Here is a 21,173-nt window from a genome sequence, read left to right as displayed (position 1 = left end):
TGTGAACTGTGAGTTGAGATGTATGATGGAAAGTCAAAAATATGCAATTGTTGATTTGGAGACAACTGGTCATTCTCCAGCAAATGGGGATCGAATGATTCAAATCGCCATTGTAATTATAAAAGATTGGCAAATTGAGCGTACCTTTACAAAGTTTATTAATCCTGGTAAAGCCATTCCGCCTTTTATTCAGGATTTAACGCATATTACGGATAAGGATGTAAAGGATGCATTGCCGTTTGAGGCATATGCCGACTACATATATGAACTGCTTGCTGAGTGTGTATTTGTTGCGCATAATGCAGATTTTGACTTATCCTTTTTACAAGCAGAGTTTAAGCGTGCTGGCTTACCAAAATGGCAAGGGAAAAAGATGGATACGGTTGAGCTTGCCAAAATCTTGTTCCCCATGTCATTAAGCTTTAAGCTAGGTGATTTAGCAGCAGATCTAAATATACCATTAGCGAATGCACATCGTGCTGATGATGATGCCCTGGCAACAGCTGAACTTTTTATATGCTGCTGGAAGGAGCTACTCACGCTTCCACAGCTAACGCTGGAGCAAATGCATAGACGATCATTTAGATTGAAATCAAATGTATCTCAATTGTTTTTTGAGGCTCTTCAAATTAAACGTCAGCATGTAACGGGGAATGAAAATGTTTCCTACTACCGGAATTTAGCAATATGTGATGGACGAAAACAGCATACTAGTCATGCGGAAATTGTATCTTTTCCACAGACAGCAGCTGAAAAAACATTGTTAATGGCAAAGGCTATGCCAAATTTTGAAGAAAGAACTGCACAATTTGAAATGATGGATACGATTTGGCAGGCCCTGAATGCAAAAACAGAATGTGTCATTGAAGCCTCCACAGGTATTGGTAAAACAGTGGGTTATTTATTACCTGCGATTTTATATGCCCAAGCTATGGATAAAAAAATTGCCATAAGCACATATACGTCACACCTACAGGAACAGCTTGTAGAGGAGGAGCTACCAAAGATTGAAAAAATTCTTGGTACAAAAGTCAATATTGCTGTTTTAAAGGGGATGCAACATTATATTGATATTGCACGCTTTGAGCAATGTATGGCCTACGCAGATGAATCCTATGATGATACTTTTACAATTTTACAGATTTTAGTTTGGCTTACGAAAACCGAAACCGGCGTCCTGAGTGAGCTCAATGTTTCAGGTGGAGGGCAATTATTTATCGAGAAAATCCGTAAAATGCCTGACGAGAAAACAAGGGGCTTTGATTTCTATGAGCAGGCATTAAAAAATAGTGAGACAGCTGATTGCATTGTGACCAATCATTCTATGGTGCTCAGTGATTTAGTACGGCAAACACCAATTTTTACTCAAATTGATGGCTGGATAATTGATGAGGCCCATCAATTTATACAAGCTACAATGCAGCAGGATGAAGTTGTCTTCTCGTATACACAATGGAAGTATATTTTTGGTCAAATAGGTACAATGGAAGAAACTGCTTTATTTCAGCAGTTTAGTCAAGCCGCTAAGAAAAGACAGCGAGTCCCTATGCAAAGCTTGCAGCGATTAGATACTCAATTTATACGTCTGCAACGTACATTTGATGAAACTGTCCAGCGCGCTGTTCTACAAATGCAGCAACAAATCAAAAGTAAACAGGCAAGCAGCAAATACACCCTATTTTTAGAAGATGTGCCTTTAGCCAAAGAACCACTATTAAAGGTGAGTAAGCTCACACAGCAGTGGCTTGATTTAGCAGCAGAAGTAGGGCAGATATTTGAGAATAATATTGAGCAATTGGATAATAATGAGCTTTATCTATTATCAGAGTGGCATTATTGGATTCGTGAAATGAAGATGAAAATTGCTGAATGGGAAGAAATTTTCTTGTCCCCTCAGACTGAAAATTCTGTTTGGCTAGAATTTGATGTGCGTAGTGTTCCAGGTAGTCTTCATGCCTTTAAAAAGCCAGTAAATGTTACACCAATTATTGAAAAAGTGCTTGCACCATTGCGTAAGCAGGCAAGTATTATTTGGACTTCAGGAACGTTAACGGTGCCAGGGAATGAGCGATTTGTGACTCGGCAGCTTGGTATTGCTGATCGTGTTGAAATAACAAAGCTACAAGCACCTCCAGCTTATTATGCTGGCGCAAAAGCCTTTATTGTCACAGATATGCCAGATATTCAACATGTATCACAGGATGAATACATTGAAGCGGTCGCCCACGCGATTACCCGAACAGTGCGTATGACAGAGGGACGATGCTTTGTCCTTTTCACTGCACAAGAAATGCTTCGTAAAACAGTAGAGTTGATTCAGGATAGCGAACTACTTGATGATTATATGCTCTTTGCACAAGGCGTATCTGGAGGCAGTCGCATGCGAATCCTAAAGTCATTCCAAAAGTTTAGCCATGCTGTCCTCTTTGGCACCAACAGCTTCTGGGAAGGCGTGGACGTGCCAGGAGACGCGCTTGCATCAGTTATTGTGGTACGTTTGCCATTCTCCTCTCCGGAAGAGCCTGTATTTAAGGCACGGGCAAAACATATTACCGCACAGGGTCATAATTCCTTCAATGAGTTATCATTACCTGAAGCCATTATGCGCTTTAAACAGGGCTTTGGCCGTCTAATTCGCTCATCCCAAGATAAAGGAGCCTTTATTGTGCTGGATCGCCGCATTACGACTAAATCGTACGGTAAGGAATTCATCAAAGCTTTACCACCGATTGATGTAAAGAAACTGCAGCTACCGGAGCTGTTGAAAGAGTTGAATCATTGGCAAAAATAAATGATAAAATCCCTTTTAGTCTGGCACTTAGTATCATTTTTGAGACAGTATGAAAACACCTTATTTTACAGCCAGTTGACGGTATTGAACCGGCGACTGGTTGTTTAATTTCGTTTTAATCCGAATATTGTTATAATAGTAAATGTATTCTTCGACAATATTTATTACACACGCATTTGTTGTGCGATAAATATCATCGAGGTAGAACGTTTCAGACTTTAGCGAGGAGTGAAACGTTTCAATTGGGGAATTATCAGTGGGCGTGCCTTTACGAGACATACTCATGGTAATTCCTTTTTCTTTGACTGCCTTCTGATACGCATAAGATGTGTAAACAGAACCCTGGTCGCTATGCAGGATACAACCTTCTGGTAGATTGGGTAATTGATTTAGTGTATCTAAAACAAAGTCGGTGTCTTGTGTAAAACCAATTGTAAACCGCAATAATCTCGCCATTAAATAGGTTTAAGATACTTGAAAGGTACATCATGGATTGTCCAAAAGGCAAGTAAGTAATATCTGTTACGAGCCTTTCTAGCGGTTTTGATGCCATAAAATCACGTGCTAATAAAGTTAGGAACAATGTGAGCCGGTTGTCCCGTACGTTTCCGTTTCTTTACCTTGGAATTGAAAAAAGTGAAAAACGGTACCCCTGAAAAGATACCGTATGTACCTGAAAAGTGTTTCATCATAAATGAGGACATAAGCGATATGAAAATACCTACAAAGCTTGATTACTGGTGGTACTTAGACTTGGCCAATGAATGAATTAATGCATTTATTGGGGAGGGCAATTAGAATAAAAATTCAAAAACACTCTTAATAAAATTATCAAAATCTTTTTTTGCAGAAGTTATTATCAGAGTGATACCTAGTGAAAAACAAGCCAATGCTAGTAGTATGTCACGTTCTAAATTATACATGTCGAACATAAGTATCCCGCCTTTGGATAATACGTTAAAAGTAAATTCATCTTGGTTAAATGTTGTAGGATTTTCATGCATCTGATTTAATACCTCAATTGGCAATCCAAACAAATTGTCAAGAGAATTTTGCGTATCATTATAACTACCATTTTTTAAAGAAAGCCCTATACCGATTAGGATAAAAGTGACTCCAGCGATTAGTAAAAGTTTTTTCATAATTTTTACCACTCCTTTTTTTCTTATACGTTGCAAATGTGAAAAGGTTTCGACAGTAGGTGATGGCAATTTACAAGGGATATTTAAAAGGAAATGGTAAGCATGCTGCCACATCATTCAAAGATGGTAGCAAGCTACTTTCCTACAATACAGTTAGATTGGTAGATTCTTATGTCGGTATTTTAGAAGACGACTTTATTTATGATTGATGTGGATGATATAGAGGAGGCAGAAATACTACTAGACATAGTAGAGGATAAGAATATCAATTGTTCTGTTTTACAAACAAACAATGGCATGCATTTTTATTTTAAAGGCTACGATTTAACAGCAAATAAAATTAAATGGTATTCCAACATTGGCATTCATTGTGATTATAAATTAGGAATAAAGAATACTGCAGATCTACTTAAAATAAATGGTCAGGTTCGTAAATGGCTCCGAAAGTGTGAAGATCATGATCCTTTGCCAGCGTGGTTGTATCCATATAACAAGAAAAATCCTAACTTGGCCAAGCTGCAGATGGTGACGGACGTAACGATAAACTATTTACTTATATATTAAAAATGCAGTCGCAGGGAACGGCCAAGAAAGATATTAAAGAAACCATTTCTATTATCAACAACTATATTTTAGAACAACCAGTTGATAAGAGTGAATTAAATATTATTTTACTTGATGAAGCATTTATGAAAGAATCGTTTTTCATCAAAGGTGTATTTCATCATGATAAATTCTGTGACTTTTTAATTAATGAACATCACATTTGTAAAATAGCGAATGTACTGCATATTTACCATGACGGTGTGTATTCGGATCGTAAGGAAGACATTGAACGAATGATGGTTAAACACATTTCATCTTTAACCAGGGCTAGACGACAAGAAACATTAGCATATATCAGCTAAATGCAAAAGAAAAACAGTTTGCATCAACACAATATATTGTTATGAAAAATGGTGTATTTAATCTTGAAACTTGGCAGTTGCAAGACTTTTCACCGGATATAATTACATGCAATAAAATTCCAATTGCTTATATACCAGGTGCCTATTATGAAGTGACAGATCGTACTTTAAATAAAATTGCAGTTCATGATAAAAAGACACGGTCCATCTTAGAGGAATTTTTGGGGTACATCTTATTTAGACGAAATGAATTTGCAGCTATGTTTGTCCTCACTGGTAACGGTAGTAATGGTAAATCATCCTATTTAAAGATTATCCGTAAATTAGTTGGTGAATTTAATACAGCTTCATTGGATTTAAAAGAACTAGACCAACGTTTTAAAACAGCTGAGTTATTTGGAAAATTAGTCAATATTGGTGATGATATATCAAAGAGCTATATTAAAGAATCATCTGTACTTAAAAAGCTTGTAACAGGTGAAACATGCAAAGATCCATTTGATTTTACTAACTATGCAAAATTAATATAAACACGATTGCAGATGCATATAGAGTAAGTTTGTTTTACTAAAATTATAAATTTATGGTAATATCTATAACATAACTTTATTAAGTTTATAATTTCATAGAAAGAGACTAAATTATGACAGAAAACATTATTGTGCAAAAAGTTAAAAAAACTATAGCTGGAATTGAAATAGGTTACTTTGACACTGCGAAATCCTATATTTATGATGAGTACTTTAAATATTTTGATGATGATGATCGAGAGACTAAAAAATATGCGTTATTTCTTTTTGCTTGCATGTTAGGAAACTGGTATAGTAAATCAACTTTTGTCTTCAAACCGGAGAAGGAACGTTTAAAATACAATATTGGTAAAAATGATAACTTTTATAATTTTGAGGACTATTTAACTTCATTGTTAGATCACCATCAAAAAGTTAAACAAGAATTTCCTTATATATTTGAAACTATTATATTGTACTTAATTTTGATTGAGGAAGAAAAAGGTCTGACTTATGAAGATTGGTTTCCTGAAATTAATTCGCAAATATTTAAAGAACTTAGGGAGAAAATTTTAATTCCCAACAGTAATTATGTCCATGATTGTCATCCAATTAAATACTTATTTAGAGAAGTTGGAATCGAACCTTTTTTCAAAGATGATTTTTTTGATTAATAATATCTGTAATGAGGGATTCATTTCACAATGAGTTATAACTTTTTATATGGAAGAAACAAGCAATTGAGACTACTAAATTGGTAGTCTCTTTTTATATTGATAATACATTCCATCTAATCTTCATTATAGGTAGATGGGGGATGATTAAAGTGGCAAAAGTAAGAACCAAAATTCTTAAAGCCCAAGATTTATATGATATAGAAGACAAAGTAAATACATACTTAGATTATTTACAAGAAGGAACATACATCGATCTAAAGCTTTCTACTGTTTTGCATAATAGTAACAACATTAAAACATACACAGCACTTATTATTTCTAACAAGGTGTGGCTTTTTATTATGAGAGCAAATTTTTCGTAGTATATTAGTTCATCTGTAATATTTGGTATAATTTTGTGTAAAATTGTAGATAATTTCCTTTTGTTATAGTAAGTTTTTTCCTGTATAATTTTTACTGTAAGTAATTGTTAAATTAAAAACTAATGATGAAGAGAGGGAGACTCATGACTTGTACAAAAGGTGAACAAGGACGCAACATGGGGCAAACAAACAAAGAATTAAGAAAAGAAATACAAGACGACATCATAGAAAAAATCAATAATATAAATGATATTAGAAGAACTGCAGATAGTATTTATACATCAGCTAATTTTCATTTAGATTCTAAACAATTACCTAATACGAAAAACTTCAAAGTGGAGATACAGTATAGAACAGGAAAGAAACAAACGGTCTCTGTAATCGAGGTAAAAGATACGGCTACTATTACTGCAGAAGTTCATCAGGCATTGACTAACAGTTTGAAGGATGGGTATAAGTGGATTGTTTCATAAAAAATCAATGTAGTGATCTAGATTAGATATAGATTTAGGACAAGTTTGACTTAATATTAATATTCTAATAGTTAATTTAAGGCATCTCATTATGAGGTGCTTTTTATTATACCTTGAGAGGTGGTGAGTACATTGTTAATGAGTTGTGCATATTGAATGATGTTTGATTTTTTTAAAAAAGCCTGTTACCCTAAAAATAGAAACGTAAGTTCTTATTTTAGGAGGTTCTTTATGAAAAGAATGTTTTTATCTTCGTCATTTTATGATGCAAGTCATTTTTTGAAAGATTTCGTTGGAGAGAGCATTGAAGGGAAAATAGTCACTTTTATTCCAACTGCAAGTATAGTTGAAGAGGCAGTACATTATGTAGAGTCTGCAAAAACGGCCTTTGAAGAGTTGGGAATGATTGTCGAAATACTCGATATATCAAAAGCTGATAAATTTGAAGCAGAAAAAATATTAAGGAAAAATGATTTTATATATGTATCTGGGGGTAATACATTTTTCTTACTTCAAGAATTAAAAAGGTCAGAGATAGATCAATTAATTATTGAACAAGTTAATTCTGGTAAGCTATATATAGGTGAGTCTGCTGGTTCAATAATAATGGCGCCTGATATTGAATATGTAAAATATATTGATGAAATGAGCAAAGCACCACAATTAGAATCAACTATAGGCTTAAATCTAATTTCGTCATATCCTGTTCCTCATTATGGACATGAATTCTTTAGTAGTATGATTGACGAGGTAATTACTAATTACAACAATAAAGTTCCACTGGCTCCAATATCAAATTCTCAAGTAATTTTAGTTCGAGATGATGATATTAAAGTTATTTAAATATCTAATGAGAAGTAAAGGTTATGAAGAGGTCACGTTCTATGAGCGTGGCTTTTTATTATGCAATGAAAAAGATCCCTTAATCAGGAGTCTTAACATCACGTTCTTCAAAGTTTGTTTCAATAGAAAAAAGAGGCGACTTGGGCGATCAAAAAGCGACCAAGCACTCGGATAAATACAGATTTCTTTGGTTTTAGGTGTAGCCCATTGGAAAGTCTATAGACTAGAATGGGCTACAACACACACTTTTGGATTTACAAGGATTCGTTTTTGATTACTATCAATCCAGTTTTTTATGTAAATATATTATATGTTAGTAACGACAATAAAAGAAAACATAAAAATGAACTGACCATAAGAGCAAGATTGAGGTCGAGTTGAATGTATATTTCCTGATAATATGATGGCTAATATAATATTAGGAGGCTACATAATGTCAAAAATTCAGGAATTCCATCAACTACATACAGTCAAGGAGCTTTTAATACTAGGAAATGCTTGGGATTTGTTATCTGCATTATTATTAGAAGAAGCTGGGTTCAAAGCAATTGGTACAACAAGCTGGGGCATTGCGAACTCATTAGGGTATGCAGATGGTAAGCTAATTGATTTTGATCGCCACTTGTCAATTATTAAAGCCATATCAGACAATGTAAAAATACCTGTATCCGCAGATATTGAGGCAGGTTATGGAAGTGATCAGAAAACCATTTTAGAAAATGTTTTAAGAACAGCAGATATCGGTGTTGCTGGTATCAATATTGAGGATTCATTAAAAAAGCAAAAAGGCTTACGAAGTCTAAAGGAGCACTGTCATCTACTAGAAGCAATGAGAATGATGTTAGATAATCGAGGTTATCATGATTTCTATATTAATGCTAGAACAGATACTTATTTTCAGATGCTGGAACCATTCAGTGAAACAATCGAAAGAGCTAAGTTCTATGTAGAGAGCGGAGCGAGTGGTATATTTATTCCTGGATTGGTAGATGAAGAGGAAATTAAGGCGATAACCTCCAATATAGATGCCCCTATCAATCTACTTTCTTTACCAGGACTAACGGATTGTCATAAACTAAAAGAAATAGGGGTTAAACGATTTAGCTTCGGCAATGCATTGTCAGATAAAATAATCGCCTATTTAAAAATGAATGCTTCCCAAATACTGAAGGAGCAAAATACAGCTTGCTTATATGAAAAATAACATAAAGGGGGGAAGAATGGTAGTGGGCACGAAAATTAACCTTTCATTTGATGAAAAGTGGGAAAAAATTATAGCTTGTGATCAAACGTATGACGGCCTCTTTTATACGGCTGTAAAAACCACTAAAATTTACTGTCGCCCCTCGTGTAAATCGAGAAAGCCCAAAAAAATAAATGTAGAATTTTACGATGATAGACAAAAGGTTGAAAACGCTGGTTTTCGAGCATGTAAAAGGTGCAAGCCTGAGATTGAGCATTCCCCCCATGCACAGCTTATTAAAGATGTAATCGCCTACTTAATCAATGGGTATAAACAAAGACTAACCTTGCTGGATATTGCGAATCATATCGGGATCAGTCCATTTCATCTAGAACGCCTATTTAAGCAAGAAACTGGTGAAACACCTCGAAGCTATTTAGACAAGATCAGAATAGATAAGGCTGCCTGCCTTTTAAAAAGCTCATGCTATTCTAATCTTGAAATTTGCTATGAAGCGGGCTTTCAAAGTTCCTCAAACTTCTATAAAGTGTTTCGAAATGTGAAGCAATGCTCTCCTAATGAGTATCGTGAAAAGGAGCGAAGAGGATGAATTGGATGAGTCAGAAAGAATTTATAGAGATTTATCCACCAAAAGAATTCAATACAGAAGAGTGTTTAATTTTCTTAAAAAGATCTAATCAGGAAGTGCTGCATCGGATCAAGGATGGATATTTATTTAAATTGCTGAAAATAAATGGACTACCGATTTTATGTCAAATTAAATTACAATCAAACTCAATCAAAGTCGAGTTTCCTATGCATGTTCCATCTGAAGGAAGTCACGAAGAAATTGCTCGGTATATTTGGGCATGGTTTGATTTAGAAAAGGATTTGAGCAGTTTTTATGAAATGGCTAAAGAGGATAGTATATTGAAGCCTCTTGTACAAAACTATTATGGACTACGTATAATTGGCATGCCGGATTTATTTGAGGCACTCGTTTGGGCAATTAGTGGACAACAAATTAACTTAACATTTGCATACTCATTAAAGAGAAGATTTGTGGAGCAATTTGGGGAAAGCGTGACGTATAAGGGAGAAACCTACTGGCTATTCCCATTGCCCGAAAGAGTTGCGACAATCCAGGTGGATGATTTACGTCAATTACAGTTTACCCATAGAAAATCAGAGTATATTATCGATATCGCTAAGATGATGGCCATTGGACAATTATCGAAAGAAAAATTGCTTATAAAAGCAACCTATGATGAAATGAAAAAATGTTTAGTATCGATTAGGGGAGTCGGTGCTTGGACAGCTGACTATGTGCTCATGAAATGCTTACTGCAACCGGAGTCATTTCCCATAGCAGATGTGGGACTTCATAATGCTTTAAAAAGGCAATTAGCACTAAATCAGAAGCCAACAATTGAAGAAATCACTGGTTACGCCATGCATTGGACAGGCTGGCAGGCATATGCCACTTTCTATTTATGGAGGTCTTTATATGATGAAACGCTATAAATTAGATTATCAATCGCCTATTGGTATACTTGAAATAGAGGGAACAGCTACACATATAGTTTCTATTCTGTTTTCAGAGCAGGAGCAGCTTATAAATGTCCCTCATAAAGATACACCGCAGATCTTGGTTGAATGTCATCATCAATTACATGAGTATTTTATGGGTGAGCGTCAAGAATTTAACTTTCCCTATGATTTTGAGGGAACCGTCTTTCAAAAAAATGTATGGAATGCCTTAACAAATATTGTTTATGGTGAAACAGCAAGCTATAAAGACATTGCTGTTTCAATTGGCAATGAAAGAGCGGTAAGAGCTGTGGGTAGTGCAAATGGCAAAAATAAATTGAGTATCGTTGTCCCTTGTCATCGCATAATTGGCTCAAATGGAACGTTAACAGGCTATGAAGGTGGGCTGTGGAGAAAAGAGTGGCTACTTCAGCATGAAAATTTACATCTGAATCCAAAATAACTTCTAAATTCTAGGATATTTTTTAAACGAAAAAACTTTATACCTATCTTTGTTGTAAGAACTAATGCCCTTTGTATAAAACAGCGGTTATTGCAAAAAATAAGACCGTCAAAATAAGCGATTTGATTACAATCAGTATTTGTAGTTTTATCTCTGTTATGACAGTTTTTCTGGACTTTTTTGTCTAGAAGCAATTCGGGCTTCTTATTACAAATGAAGGAGGTGTAGATGTGAGCGTAGTTTATAGAATTGCCTTAGTGTTAGTCATTATTGGTGCCATCAACTGGGGACTCATAGGATTCTTTAGGTTCGATTTAGTGGCTTATTTGTTCGGTGGGCAAACGGCAGTATTATCAAGATGGATTTATGCATTAGTCGGGATAGCCGGAATCATAACCATACCGATTCTTATGAAGCGTTTTGAGGAGGATGAAGACTTTGATCCGCATACGCGTATAGACAGAAATCCAAGTTACGGTATGGAGGCTGGCGAAGAGGCGGATTTCACTGAAGTAGAAACAACTGAAGTGAAGAAAGTAGAAAAAAGAGAGCCTTCCAATAAGTCTAAAAACAAAAAGTAATCGCGATTTAAAAACTGGTGACCAATTTGGTTCGTCAGTTTTTTGCGCTAGACAGGGCGTAAGCAGAAGAGCAGCTTACGCCTTGCTTTAATGATTACTTGGAAAGGCAAAAGATGAAGCAGATTCATTGTCTTGTTCAATCCATTTTTTGGATAGATTATTAGCCGTCTCCTCACCCACAGGCATAATTGTTGAAATCGCCATACAGTGTTGAGAGGCAACTCCATAGGCGGCACCTAAAAATGCATTTGCAGCTTGTTCTAATTCGGCGTCAGTCAAGACAACTATATCAGTACTACTTCCTAAAGCAGTTCCACGTTTACCATATTTTGAGCCTGTCGTATAAATGATATCAGCAACAGGTGTTGAACCTACAAATGATATAGCCTGAATTGCTGGGTTCGCCAAAAGTTCAAGTACCGTTTCCTTATCCCCATTTATAACTGTCCATACACCATCTGGTAAACCGGCCTCTTTCCAAAGCTCAGATAAAAAAAGGGCAGAGCAAGGAACACGCTCGGATGGCTTTAGGATTACACAATTACCAACTGCTATTGCCATACTTGTGATTGCGAGTGGTACCATTACAGGAAAATTAAAAGGAGAAATTGCAGCCACTACACCGATCGGCTCTTTAGCTGAATAGGCATTAATATTGCCACCAATATTGACAGCATACTCACCTTTCAGTAAATGAGGAACATTGATAGCTAAATCAACAGATGCTAATCCCTGTGTTATTTCCCCCTTAGCTTCTTTAATGGTTTTTCCGCTTTCTGTACATATCATGTTTATTAAGGCATCCTTACGATCAATTAGTAAACTTCGGAACCTGAGTATAATTTCAGTGCGTTTACCAGCAGATAGGGTGCGCCATGCTGGGAAAGCCTTTTGAGCAGCGTACATTGCCTCTTGTACTTCCCCCTTAGTGGCTAACGGAACCTTTGCAATTACAATACCTGAACTGGGATTGTATACATCTGAAAAGCGACCACTTTTACCTGCAGCAACCTTACCATTAATATAGTGACCTAATTCTTTTACTTCCGTATTTCTTACCATTCAATACCCCCTGAAATTTGGTTAAGAAAGAAGCGTCTTTAAGGAAGTGGTAAATTTCCCTCGATAAAAAGCCTACCCCGTTAGAGCGTGCAAATAAATTCATCTTTTCCTAAAATTAGATGTTTTTTAATAAAATAGCACCACATTATTCTTGATAGAGTAATTTTGAAGCTAACTTACTCCTTTCAAGCATGCATTTATAGGAGGCAACAACGTACAAAGTCCTCCCATTTGTACTTTATATGAATACATAGAATGATTTAGAAGGGGTCTATGATTGAAAATCCAATGTTATTGGTGTGCTAGTACATCTTCAATTAAAAATGCGATATAGAGATTTGTTTTTGTAAATGGATTGCTTAAATCCATATCTAAAAGTGTTTCTATTTTTTTTATTTTGTACAGAACTGTATTTCTATGGATAAATTGACGTTCACTAATCTTACTAGTACTGCCATTCTCCTCAAGAAAAATACGTAAAAATTGTACATAATCCGTGTCATGCAAGTCGTCGTAGCGATAGAGCTGACCTAAGATGTCTTCGTTAAACGATTTAATTAGCGTTTGATTTTGTACAGCCATGATGATTTGATAGGCACCAATTTCCTTATATTTGTATAAGAAACGATTGTTATGAAGCTTGGCTAATTGAATCACCGTTAAGGATTCTTCATAACTTTTGTAGACATTATCAAGCTCTTTATAGCAGTTTCCTTTACCAATAAAAAGATCTAAGTAACCATTTTTTAGTGTAATTTTTTCGTAGATTTCTTCAACTATTTTTGAGAAGGGTGTATTTGATGTGTGAATTTGCGCTTTATCGATAAGAAAGATGAGGTGATTTTTATGCTTTAGTTTTAGAAAGCGTTGATATTTATTTTGAAATGCAAATTGAAGGATGACCTCATAGCGATCAATACTAGCCTGTCCTCCAATGGTTGTACAAGAGATAATAGCTAGCTCTCTTCCCTGTGGAAATCCTAACTGTAATAATTGATCCTTCAGCCTGTTATCGTTGTCCTTGTAGTGAAAAAGTAAGTTGTAAAGGACCTTTTCTTCCATTGAAAGTTCTTGCTGTTGATTGGCAATAAATTGAAAGGTTGTTTTGAGTAAATCGGCGATCCGATAACTCCATGACATTTGAAAAATAGGGAAATCATGTTCATTGGCAAAAGTGATGACTGATTCTGGTATATCTGGAATGTAAGGACCAAGGTTAATGATAAAACCTGCTACTTTTTTAGAGAATGCTAGTTTAACAAGCTGTTCTAAGGATTCTCCCTGTAAAGATAAATTAATACCTGTAGTGACAACTAATTCATTAGGTCTGCAAAACATAATTAACTCGCTACTCTCTACAACGTTAATTCCATTCACTCTTCGATACGTTCCGCTATGGCCAGCTACTAATGTGAGCATTGGGAATTGATCTCCCTCTACAATTTTGCGAATCGTCCCCATATTTTCCCCCCTTAATTATGAACATAACTTACCATATATCATGTGCAGATGCACAGATTTTTTTAGTTTTCTATCCATATCTCTCAATTTTTATCTATTTTAGAATGTTTATTAACTACTGTGAAAGAGAGGACTTGCATATGTATAAGTGTAATAGTAGAAGATTGCAAGAGTTAATTGAACAATTTAGTCAATTTGGAGCTACTGAAAATGGTGGCGTAACCCGTTTGTCTCTTTCAAATGAAGATGTTTTAGCACGAAACTATTTTTGTGAATGTTGTGAAGAATTAGGGATGGAAATAAAGATAGATGATATGGGAAATATTTATGGCATTCTACCAGGAAAAAAGGATGTTCCACCAATTGTGTTGGGATCACATTTAGATTCAGTAGAAAAAGGGGGGAAATTTGATGGTGTATTAGGGGTATTAACAGCTATTGAGGCCATTCGAACAATTAAGGAAAACGATATTGAGCTAGACATTCCACTGATGATTGTTAATTTTACAAATGAGGAAGGCGCTCGTTTCGATCCTGCGATGATGAGCTCTGGTGTCATTACATCAAAATTTGAGAAAGAAAAGATGCTACAATCCACTGATAAAAATGGAATTCGCTTTGAGGAAGCATTACGAGCAAGTGGCTATGAGGGAGAGCAAGAAAATCGTCTGAATGAAGCGCTTGCCTATTTAGAGTTGCATATAGAACAAGGGCCAGTATTGGAGGCAATGAAGCATGAAATTGGTGTTGTTGAGGGAGTACTTGGAATGGTTTGCTATGAAATTACCGTTACCGGGCAATCCAACCATGCTGGTACTACCCCGATGTCCATGCGGCAAGATCCAATGATTGTTGCATCCACAATTATAACAGAGTTACATGACCAGTTAGGAAAAATTGATGAACAACTCGTTTATACCTTTGGCCGCATGAATGTTTCACCAAATATTCATACAGTAATTCCAAATACAGTGACATTTACAATTGATTCACGCCATCAAAAGGCAGAGGTAATGCAGCGGGTTGAAGATATTCTTAAAACTCTTCCGACAACGGTAGAGGGCTGTAGCATTCGACCGGTTAAGCTTTGGGGTAGGGATACGGTATATTTTGATGCAGCGATTTGTAACGAGGTAGAAAGTGCCTGTCAGAGCTTTGGTTATTCTGCTCATCGTATGTTTAGTGGAGCAGGACATGATGCCCAGTATATGGCTAGTATGGTCCCTTCCGCAATGATTTTTGTTCCAAGTATTCAAGGGAGAAGTCATTGTGAGGAGGAAAGAACGAGCTTTGAGGATTGTGCTAAGGGAGCTGATATCTTACTAGAAACAGTTCTAACGCTACAAACAAAATTTAGTATGAATGAAACCTATACATGGCATTAAAAAATCAAGTAATCTCCATTTTGTAACGAAGGGTGAGGAGCACTGTGAAAAAAATTATTAAAGGTGGGCGAGTGGCTACTGCTGCGGATGTATTTGAGGCTGATATTTTAATTGACAACGGAAAAATTATTCAAATCGGACAACATTTAACCGATGATGGCGCCGAAATTATTGATGCCACTGGTAAAATCGTGTTACCCGGAGGAATTGATCCGCATACACATTTAGATATGCCATTCAATAATACGGTGACAGATGATGATTGGAAATCAGGTACGATTGCGGCAGCCTTTGGTGGGACAACCACTATTTTAGATTTTTGTTTAACAGCAGGTGAAGAAAAATTATCAGCAGCCGTGGAAAAATGGCATGACAAGGCCAAAGGAAAGTCAGCGATTGACTATGGATTCCATCTGATGATTGGTGATTTAACATCTGAAACTGAAGCTGAATTGCCTAAAATTTTAGAGCAAGAAGGTATTACCTCTGTCAAAGTCTTTATGGCTTATGCAAAGGAATTCCAAGCGACAGATCGTACACTTTTTAAAGCCTTTAAAATTGCCAAGGATCTTGGAGCAGTGGTGATGGTGCATTGTGAGAATGGCTCTGTCATTGATGAGCTTGTGGAGGAAGCAAGAAGTGCTGGGCATAAGGAGCCGATTTATCATGCTTTAACTCGTCCAGCCGAATTAGAGGGCGAGGCGACAAAGCGTGCCATCGAATTAGCTCATATAGCGGGAGCAAAGTTATATGTAGTACATGTAACATGTAAAGAAGCGGTGGATGAAATTATTGCTGCTCGTGAAAAAGGCTATGATGTCTATGGTGAAACGTGTCCACCATATTTAACGCTCGATCAATCAGCTTTAGCGCAGCCGGGCTTTGAGGGAGCAAAATATGTTTGGTCACCACCACTTCGTCCGAAATATCATCAAGAACATTTATGGAATGCCTTAAAGGCGAAACAGCTTCAGACAATTGGCTCTGATCAATGTTCCTTTAGCTTTAAGGGCAAAAAGCAGCTAGGCTTAAATGATTTCTCGAAAATACCAAATGGTGGGCCATTCATTGAAGATCGCTTCAGCATTTTATATTCCGAGGGCGTTGCAAAAGGTAGAATTTCGATCCATGAATTTGTTGATATGATTTCTACAAGCGCAGCAAAAATATTTGGGTTATTCCCGCAAAAGGGAACAATTGCTATCGGTTCTGATGCGGATATCGTCATTTTTGATCCAGAGGTAAAACGTCAAATTTCTGCTAAAACACATCATATGAATGTCGACTATAACCCATTTGAAGGCTGGGAAGTAACAGGTGAGCCAGTTAGTGTACTGGTACGTGGGGAATATGTCATTAAAAATAAAGAATTTGTCGGAGTACTTGGTAGCGGACAATATATTAAACGTCCATTAAAAACAGTAGCTGTGGAAGCGCTTAACATGTAGCTTCCTTCAGTATAGGACCGATTGTTTTGGGTGGAGAGCAAAGCAATCGGTCTAGTAATTGGTGTATGGAAAAAATGCTCACATGAGGGGGATGTGGAAATGGTTCCGAATCAAGAAAATGCAATGACCATGCAGCTTAGACGTAATTTTATGGAATTAAAAAGCAAAATGACAAAGAATGAGGCTATTGAGGAAGCCAACCGTTGTCTGTATTGCTATGATGCACCATGTATTAAAGCTTGTCCGACAAGTATTCAAATCCCTAATTTCATAAAAAAAATCGCATCCGGTAATATGAAGGGTTCTGCTACGACTATATTAGAAGCAAATCCCATTGGCGCAAGCTGTGCAAGGGTTTGTCCAACGGAGGAATTATGTGAAGGGGCGTGTGTCTTAAATTCTTCTACAAAGCCAATTAAAATTGGTGAGTTACAGCGTTATGCAACAGATTGGGCGATGGAAACCAATGCACAGCTATTTAAGCCAGGGCAAAATAACGGACAGAAAGTAGCCATCATTGGGGCGGGTTCTGCTGGTTTATCGGCAGCACGTGAGCTTGGTCGCTTAGGCTACCAAGTAACAATCTATGAGGCAGAAGCAAAGGCTGGTGGTCTGGGAAGCTATGGTATTGTTGCATTCCGTTTGCCTAATGAAGTGGTGGATTGGGAAGTGGAGCAAATTGAACAGCTTGGTGTGACCATTCAAACGAATACAACGGTCGGTGTGGATATTTCTGTAGATGAAATTTTGGCACAATATGACAGTGTCATTTTAGCTGTTGGTATGGGGGCTGTACCGAATCTAGGTATTGAAGGGGAAGATTTAGAAGGTGTTCATGATGCGATAGAGTTTGTTCGAAAAACAAAAATGGGACCGCTTACAAATGATGTCGTTGGGAAAAAGGTAGCTGTTATTGGTGCTGGGAATACAGCGATTGATGGTGCTACAAGTGCGGTGCGATTAGGAGCAGAACATGTACAAATTCTTTACCGCAGAACACAAAAAGAAATGACAGCCTACAAATTTGAATATGAATTTGCCAAGCAGGATGGTGTGGAATTTAAATGGCTGACTGCACCGAAGAAAATTATTGGGAATGAAGCTGGCAAGGTGACAGGCATTGAATGTGTAAAAATGAAGCTCGGTGAGGCAGGTCCTGATGGCCGACAAAGACCAGAAGAAGTACAGGGCTCTAATTTTATTATTGAAGTGGATGCAGTCATTAAAGCAATTGGGCAAACTCGTTTTGTTTCATTAATTGAAGCCTTTGGTTTAGCACATACGAACGGTGTTGTCGATATTGATGAGACGACAATGCAAACGTCTAATGACAAAGTATTTGCCTGTGGTGATGTTGTCTTTGGCAATGGGCAGGGTGAAGCGATGGTGGTGACTGCTGTGCAGCAAGGGAAAGATGCAGCATATAAGATTCATGAACATTTAAGAAAACCAAGTGAGATTGCATAATGTGAACCTTCAAACAGTGGGGGTTTTCCACATCCTTCACTGATTGTTAGTTTCACCAATCAGGATAAAGGGGGAACTTATATGGCAGACTTGCAAATTAATTTAGCGGGCATCCAATCGCCGAATCCATTTTGGCTAGCATCCGCGCCACCAACTAATTCAGGTTATCAAGTACAGCGCGCCTTTGAAGCAGGCTGGGGAGGTGCAGTGTGGAAAACATTAGGGGAGCCAATTTTAAATGTATCCTCCCGTTTTGCAGCTGTTAGCTATAATGGCCAGCGAGTAGCAGGCTTCAATAATATTGAATTGATTACGGATCGACCGTTAGAAGTAAATTTACAAGAAATTTATGAGACTAAAAAGAAGTTTCCTAATCATGCGATTATTGCCTCTTTAATGGTGGAGCCAAAGCAGGAAAAGTGGCATGAAATTGTGAAGCGTGTAGAAGATGTGGGGGTTGATGGTCTTGAGCTTAACTTTGGTTGTCCACATGGGATGGCAGAACGAGGGATGGGTTCTGCCTCTGGTCAAGTCCCTGAATTGGTCGAAAAGCAAACGTACTGGGTAAAGGAAGCGGCACGTACACCTGTAATTGTGAAGCTAACGCCAAACATTACCGACATTACGGTAACGGCAGAAGCAGCTACAAGAGGTGGAGCAGATGCTATTAGTATGATTAATACAATTAACAGCTTAGCGGGTGTTGACTTAGATACATGGAATACAGTACCTCATGTAGCAGGTAAGGGTGCACATGGTGGTTATTGTGGACCTGCAGTTAAACCAATTGCACTTAATATGGTTGCAGAGTGTGCCCGAAATCCTTTAGTCAATGTCCCGATATCAGGTATTGGTGGAATCTCTAATTGGCAGGATGCAGCTGAATTTATTTTAATGGGTGCGACAGGGGTACAGGTTTGTACAGCAGCAATGCACCATGGATTTAGTATTGTTGAGGATATGATTGATGGTCTAAATAATTATTTAGATGATAAAGGCCTAGCTTCAGTGATGGATTTAGTTGGTCGCTCCGTTCTAAGATACTCTAACTGGGGTGATTTAGACTTAAATTATAAAATTGTCGCTGAAATTAATAATGATATTTGTATTAATTGTAACAAGTGTCATATCGCTTGCGAAGATACATCACATCAATGTATTGACCTCTATACAGAGGATGGTCGCCCGATGTTAAAAGTTCGAGAGGAGGATTGTGTAGGCTGTAATTTATGCTCTATTGTCTGCCCAGTAGAAAGTGCTATTACAATGGTGGAACGAAAATCTACCATTCCGCCAATGACATGGAATCAACGTCAAGCACTGATTAGTAGTCTTGCGAAATAATCCTAAAGGTTTTTACTAAGGACATTTACTGCACATTTATGCGGATAAACTAAATTCCATCTTCCTGCAACACTATGGTTGAAGGAAGGATTAACCTCATGTAAGTTGTCACGGAAATTAGAGAAAAAAGGAGAGAAACAGAATGGAACGTGAAGGGAATTATTTAAAATCCCCAGATTTACTTCCAGTGACACATCAACAAAGAAATATTGGAACATTTGGTTTTGCGGTAATTTGGATCGGAATGGCCATTGTATTAGCGGCTTTTGCAATTGGTGGATCAGCAATTATTAACTTACCATTGCCAATGGTAATGTTAGCTACATTGATAGGCTCTTGTTTAATCGGTGTCTTTATGACGTTAATAGGTGATATTGGTATAGAACATGGGCTTTCTTTTCCTGTCTATATGCGTGCACCATTTGGTACATTTGGCACCCATATACCTTCCCTCGTTCGTGGCGTTACAGCTGCCTGTTGGTTTGGACTTAATACGTATTTTGGGGCATTAGCAATTAACGGTATTTTAAATTTACTTTTTGGTTTTGATAATTGGTTTATCTGTTTCCTTGTGTTTGCAGCACTGCAGCTTTTTAATACATCTCTGGGCATTAAATCCATTGAGCGCTTTGCTGATTTAGCAGCCCCTGTCATTATTTTAATTTCTTGTTGGATGTATTACACATTGGCAGATAATGCAACTTCTCAAGGGAAAAATATTTGGACGTGGGTAGAAGCCCCAACAACAGGCTTTGCCGCCTTTACCGCCTTTATGGTCGTTGTGATGGCAAATATGGGCTTTTGGGCAACACTGGCGGCTGATATGCCCTCATTGTCAAGATTCTTTAAAGCACCTAAAAATGAGCGTAACTGGTTCAAACGGAATAAAACACAGCTTGTTGGTTCACTAATTGTTATGCCGATTACAAACACATTTATTGTCACAATAGGAGCAGTATGCTATATGGCTGTTGCCTCGGCTGATCCCATTAATGCTTTACAGCAAAGTGCAAGTGGATTTATATTAGGCATCTTACTATTAATGATTGTGTTAGCACAATGGTCGACAAATACCTCTGCAAATGTAGTGCCTGCAGCCACTATTTTTTCCAATATTGGCGGGCCAAAAGTACCGTTCTGGGTAGGGGTTGTTATCGCTGGAATTATCGGTATTCTCGCACAACCATGGAGCTTATTTGATGTGATGGTAAATGTCCTATTAATTATAGGTGGTATTTTAACTGCAATCGTTGGTATTTTATTTGCTGATTATTATTTAATCCGTAAACGTCGTGTGGATGTGAAGGCACTTTATGAGTTAGAGGGGCAGTTTAAATATTTCAATGGATTTAATATGGCTGGTTTGATTGCCTGGGTAATTGGTGGTGCAGTAGCAAATATCCTCTCAACCTATTCGTCATTAGTTGGTTTTTTTGTAGGTGCATTCGTTTATTATGTGTTAGCAAAGTATTGGTGGTTTAAAAAATACCCTCAAGCAGAAATAGAAGATCCAAATGATGAAAAATATTTAGGGATAACAGTTG

At 37.1% G+C, this 21,173-nt stretch carries 21 protein-coding genes and 2 pseudogenes; 19 read left to right on the top strand and 4 right to left on the bottom strand.

Features of this window, described 5'->3' with window-relative positions:
• The first annotated feature begins 22 nt into the window (after window positions 1–22).
• Window positions 23–2,791, top strand: a complete 2,769-nt coding sequence (gene dinG / locus B2R82_RS10915) for an ATP-dependent DNA helicase DinG (RefSeq protein ID WP_286924882.1) — start codon at window positions 23–25, stop codon at window positions 2,789–2,791.
• A 60-nt stretch (window positions 2,792–2,851) separates the two neighbouring features.
• Here dinG and B2R82_RS10910 read toward each other — a convergent pair.
• Both B2R82_RS10910 and B2R82_RS10905 read right to left on the bottom strand, forming a co-directional pair.
• A pseudogene (locus B2R82_RS10910) lies at window positions 2,852–3,414 on the bottom strand (IS3 family transposase); the annotation flags it as partial.
• Between the two features lie 171 nt (window positions 3,415–3,585).
• Window positions 3,586–3,933, bottom strand: a complete 348-nt coding sequence (locus B2R82_RS10905) for a hypothetical protein (protein WP_286924881.1) — start codon at window positions 3,931–3,933, stop codon at window positions 3,586–3,588.
• A gap of 62 nt (window positions 3,934–3,995) precedes the next feature.
• Between B2R82_RS10905 and B2R82_RS10900 the strand changes: the two genes are divergently transcribed.
• The 13 genes from B2R82_RS10900 (at window position 3,996) to B2R82_RS10840 (ending at window position 11,462) form a co-directional block, all read left to right on the top strand.
• Window positions 3,996–4,142, top strand: a complete 147-nt coding sequence (locus B2R82_RS10900) for a hypothetical protein (protein WP_286924879.1) — start codon at window positions 3,996–3,998, stop codon at window positions 4,140–4,142.
• Window positions 4,135–4,497, top strand: a complete 363-nt coding sequence (locus tag B2R82_RS10895) for a hypothetical protein (RefSeq protein ID WP_286924877.1) — start codon at window positions 4,135–4,137, stop codon at window positions 4,495–4,497. Before B2R82_RS10900 ends, B2R82_RS10895 begins: the two co-directional genes overlap by 8 nt.
• Window positions 4,498–4,499: 2 nt before the next feature.
• Entirely contained in the window at window positions 4,500–4,841 is a 342-nt protein-coding gene (locus B2R82_RS10890; RefSeq protein WP_286924875.1) for a hypothetical protein, read from the top strand.
• A gap of 41 nt (window positions 4,842–4,882) precedes the next feature.
• Entirely contained in the window at window positions 4,883–5,371 is a 489-nt protein-coding gene (locus tag B2R82_RS10885; protein WP_286924873.1) for a DUF5906 domain-containing protein, read from the top strand.
• 113 nt (window positions 5,372–5,484) lie between these two features.
• A complete protein-coding gene (locus B2R82_RS10880; RefSeq protein ID WP_286924871.1) occupies window positions 5,485–6,024 on the top strand; it encodes a hypothetical protein in 540 nt (179 codons plus the stop codon).
• Window positions 6,025–6,176: 152 nt separating this feature from the next.
• Entirely contained in the window at window positions 6,177–6,389 is a 213-nt protein-coding gene (locus B2R82_RS10875) for a sporulation protein Cse60 (RefSeq protein ID WP_286924869.1), read from the top strand.
• A 143-nt stretch (window positions 6,390–6,532) separates the two neighbouring features.
• Window positions 6,533–6,862 carry a hypothetical protein gene (locus tag B2R82_RS10870; protein WP_054771477.1) on the top strand — a complete coding sequence of 110 codons (330 nt, stop codon included), beginning with the start codon at window positions 6,533–6,535 and terminating at the stop codon, window positions 6,860–6,862.
• A gap of 231 nt (window positions 6,863–7,093) precedes the next feature.
• The gene (locus B2R82_RS10865) at window positions 7,094–7,705 is read left to right on the top strand and encodes a Type 1 glutamine amidotransferase-like domain-containing protein (protein WP_286924867.1); all 612 of its coding nucleotides are present in this window, start codon (window positions 7,094–7,096) and stop codon (window positions 7,703–7,705) included.
• A 433-nt stretch (window positions 7,706–8,138) separates the two neighbouring features.
• Window positions 8,139–8,909 carry an isocitrate lyase/PEP mutase family protein gene (locus tag B2R82_RS10860; RefSeq protein ID WP_286924866.1) on the top strand — a complete coding sequence of 257 codons (771 nt, stop codon included), beginning with the start codon at window positions 8,139–8,141 and terminating at the stop codon, window positions 8,907–8,909.
• Window positions 8,910–8,925: 16 nt separating this feature from the next.
• Entirely contained in the window at window positions 8,926–9,498 is a 573-nt protein-coding gene (locus tag B2R82_RS10855; RefSeq protein WP_376781189.1) for a bifunctional transcriptional activator/DNA repair enzyme AdaA, read from the top strand.
• Window positions 9,495–10,412, top strand: a complete 918-nt coding sequence (locus B2R82_RS10850) for a DNA-3-methyladenine glycosylase family protein (RefSeq protein ID WP_286924865.1) — start codon at window positions 9,495–9,497, stop codon at window positions 10,410–10,412. Before B2R82_RS10855 ends, B2R82_RS10850 begins: the two co-directional genes overlap by 4 nt.
• A complete protein-coding gene (locus B2R82_RS10845) occupies window positions 10,396–10,881 on the top strand; it encodes a methylated-DNA--[protein]-cysteine S-methyltransferase (RefSeq protein WP_286924864.1) in 486 nt (161 codons plus the stop codon). The genes B2R82_RS10850 and B2R82_RS10845 overlap by 17 nt, the downstream gene beginning before the upstream one ends.
• Window positions 10,882–11,111: 230 nt before the next feature.
• Window positions 11,112–11,462 carry a DUF378 domain-containing protein gene (locus B2R82_RS10840; protein ID WP_286924863.1) on the top strand — a complete coding sequence of 117 codons (351 nt, stop codon included), beginning with the start codon at window positions 11,112–11,114 and terminating at the stop codon, window positions 11,460–11,462.
• Window positions 11,463–11,615: 153 nt separating this feature from the next.
• Here the strand turns inward: B2R82_RS10840 and B2R82_RS10835 are convergent.
• Both B2R82_RS10835 and B2R82_RS10830 read right to left on the bottom strand, forming a co-directional pair.
• Window positions 11,616–12,524, bottom strand: a pseudogene (locus B2R82_RS10835) (aldehyde dehydrogenase family protein); the annotation flags it as partial.
• 291 nt (window positions 12,525–12,815) lie between these two features.
• Window positions 12,816–13,985, bottom strand: coding sequence for a PucR family transcriptional regulator (locus B2R82_RS10830; protein WP_286924862.1), 1,170 nt, complete (start codon window positions 13,983–13,985; stop codon window positions 12,816–12,818).
• A gap of 140 nt (window positions 13,986–14,125) precedes the next feature.
• On the opposite strand from B2R82_RS10830, the gene B2R82_RS10825 reads away from it, so the two are divergent.
• From B2R82_RS10825 to B2R82_RS10805, 5 genes are all read left to right on the top strand, one after another.
• Entirely contained in the window at window positions 14,126–15,370 is a 1,245-nt protein-coding gene (locus tag B2R82_RS10825; RefSeq protein ID WP_286924861.1) for a Zn-dependent hydrolase, read from the top strand.
• Between the two features lie 44 nt (window positions 15,371–15,414).
• A complete protein-coding gene (gene hydA / locus B2R82_RS10820) occupies window positions 15,415–16,818 on the top strand; it encodes a dihydropyrimidinase (RefSeq protein ID WP_286924860.1) in 1,404 nt (467 codons plus the stop codon).
• Window positions 16,819–16,917: 99 nt separating this feature from the next.
• A complete protein-coding gene (locus B2R82_RS10815) occupies window positions 16,918–18,285 on the top strand; it encodes an NAD(P)-dependent oxidoreductase (protein WP_286924890.1) in 1,368 nt (455 codons plus the stop codon).
• Window positions 18,286–18,366: 81 nt separating this feature from the next.
• On the top strand, window positions 18,367–19,629 hold the full coding sequence (gene preA / locus B2R82_RS10810; RefSeq protein ID WP_286924859.1) for an NAD-dependent dihydropyrimidine dehydrogenase subunit PreA: 1,263 nt from the start codon (window positions 18,367–18,369) through the stop codon (window positions 19,627–19,629).
• A 142-nt stretch (window positions 19,630–19,771) separates the two neighbouring features.
• Window positions 19,772–21,173: NCS1 family transporter (locus tag B2R82_RS10805; protein ID WP_286924858.1), on the top strand; the 1,402-nt coding region annotated here is incomplete at its 3' end.

Origin of the sequence: Lysinibacillus sp. UBA6686 (assembly GCF_002455205.1) — a bacterium.
Taxonomy (GTDB): domain Bacteria; phylum Bacillota; class Bacilli; order Bacillales_A; family Planococcaceae; genus Lysinibacillus; species Lysinibacillus pakistanensis.
This window is presented reverse-complemented; position numbering and strand designations above follow the sequence as displayed.

Bases quoted from the DNA above. Each gene is read 5' to 3' on its own strand.
- preA (WP_286924859.1), top strand. From the start codon at position 18,367: ATGGCAGACTTGCAAATTAATTTAGCGGGCATCCAATCGCCGAATCCA.
- B2R82_RS10900 (WP_286924879.1), top strand. From the start codon at position 3,996: ATGGCAATTTACAAGGGATATTTAAAAGGAAATGGTAAGCATGCTGCC.
- B2R82_RS10895 (WP_286924877.1), top strand. From the start codon at position 4,135: ATGATTGATGTGGATGATATAGAGGAGGCAGAAATACTACTAGACATA.
- B2R82_RS10845 (WP_286924864.1), top strand. From the start codon at position 10,396: ATGATGAAACGCTATAAATTAGATTATCAATCGCCTATTGGTATACTT.
- B2R82_RS10890 (WP_286924875.1), top strand. From the start codon at position 4,500: ATGCAGTCGCAGGGAACGGCCAAGAAAGATATTAAAGAAACCATTTCT.
- B2R82_RS10885 (WP_286924873.1), top strand. From the start codon at position 4,883: ATGAAAAATGGTGTATTTAATCTTGAAACTTGGCAGTTGCAAGACTTT.
- B2R82_RS10855 (WP_376781189.1), top strand. From the start codon at position 8,926: ATGGTAGTGGGCACGAAAATTAACCTTTCATTTGATGAAAAGTGGGAA.
- B2R82_RS10850 (WP_286924865.1), top strand. From the start codon at position 9,495: ATGAATTGGATGAGTCAGAAAGAATTTATAGAGATTTATCCACCAAAA.
- dinG (WP_286924882.1), top strand. From the start codon at position 23: ATGATGGAAAGTCAAAAATATGCAATTGTTGATTTGGAGACAACTGGT.
- B2R82_RS10905 (WP_286924881.1), bottom strand. From the start codon at position 3,933: ATGAAAAAACTTTTACTAATCGCTGGAGTCACTTTTATCCTAATCGGT.
- B2R82_RS10815 (WP_286924890.1), top strand. From the start codon at position 16,918: ATGGTTCCGAATCAAGAAAATGCAATGACCATGCAGCTTAGACGTAAT.
- B2R82_RS10830 (WP_286924862.1), bottom strand. From the start codon at position 13,985: ATGGGGACGATTCGCAAAATTGTAGAGGGAGATCAATTCCCAATGCTC.
- B2R82_RS10825 (WP_286924861.1), top strand. From the start codon at position 14,126: ATGTATAAGTGTAATAGTAGAAGATTGCAAGAGTTAATTGAACAATTT.
- B2R82_RS10865 (WP_286924867.1), top strand. From the start codon at position 7,094: ATGAAAAGAATGTTTTTATCTTCGTCATTTTATGATGCAAGTCATTTT.
- B2R82_RS10880 (WP_286924871.1), top strand. From the start codon at position 5,485: ATGACAGAAAACATTATTGTGCAAAAAGTTAAAAAAACTATAGCTGGA.
- B2R82_RS10860 (WP_286924866.1), top strand. From the start codon at position 8,139: ATGTCAAAAATTCAGGAATTCCATCAACTACATACAGTCAAGGAGCTT.
- B2R82_RS10870 (WP_054771477.1), top strand. From the start codon at position 6,533: ATGACTTGTACAAAAGGTGAACAAGGACGCAACATGGGGCAAACAAAC.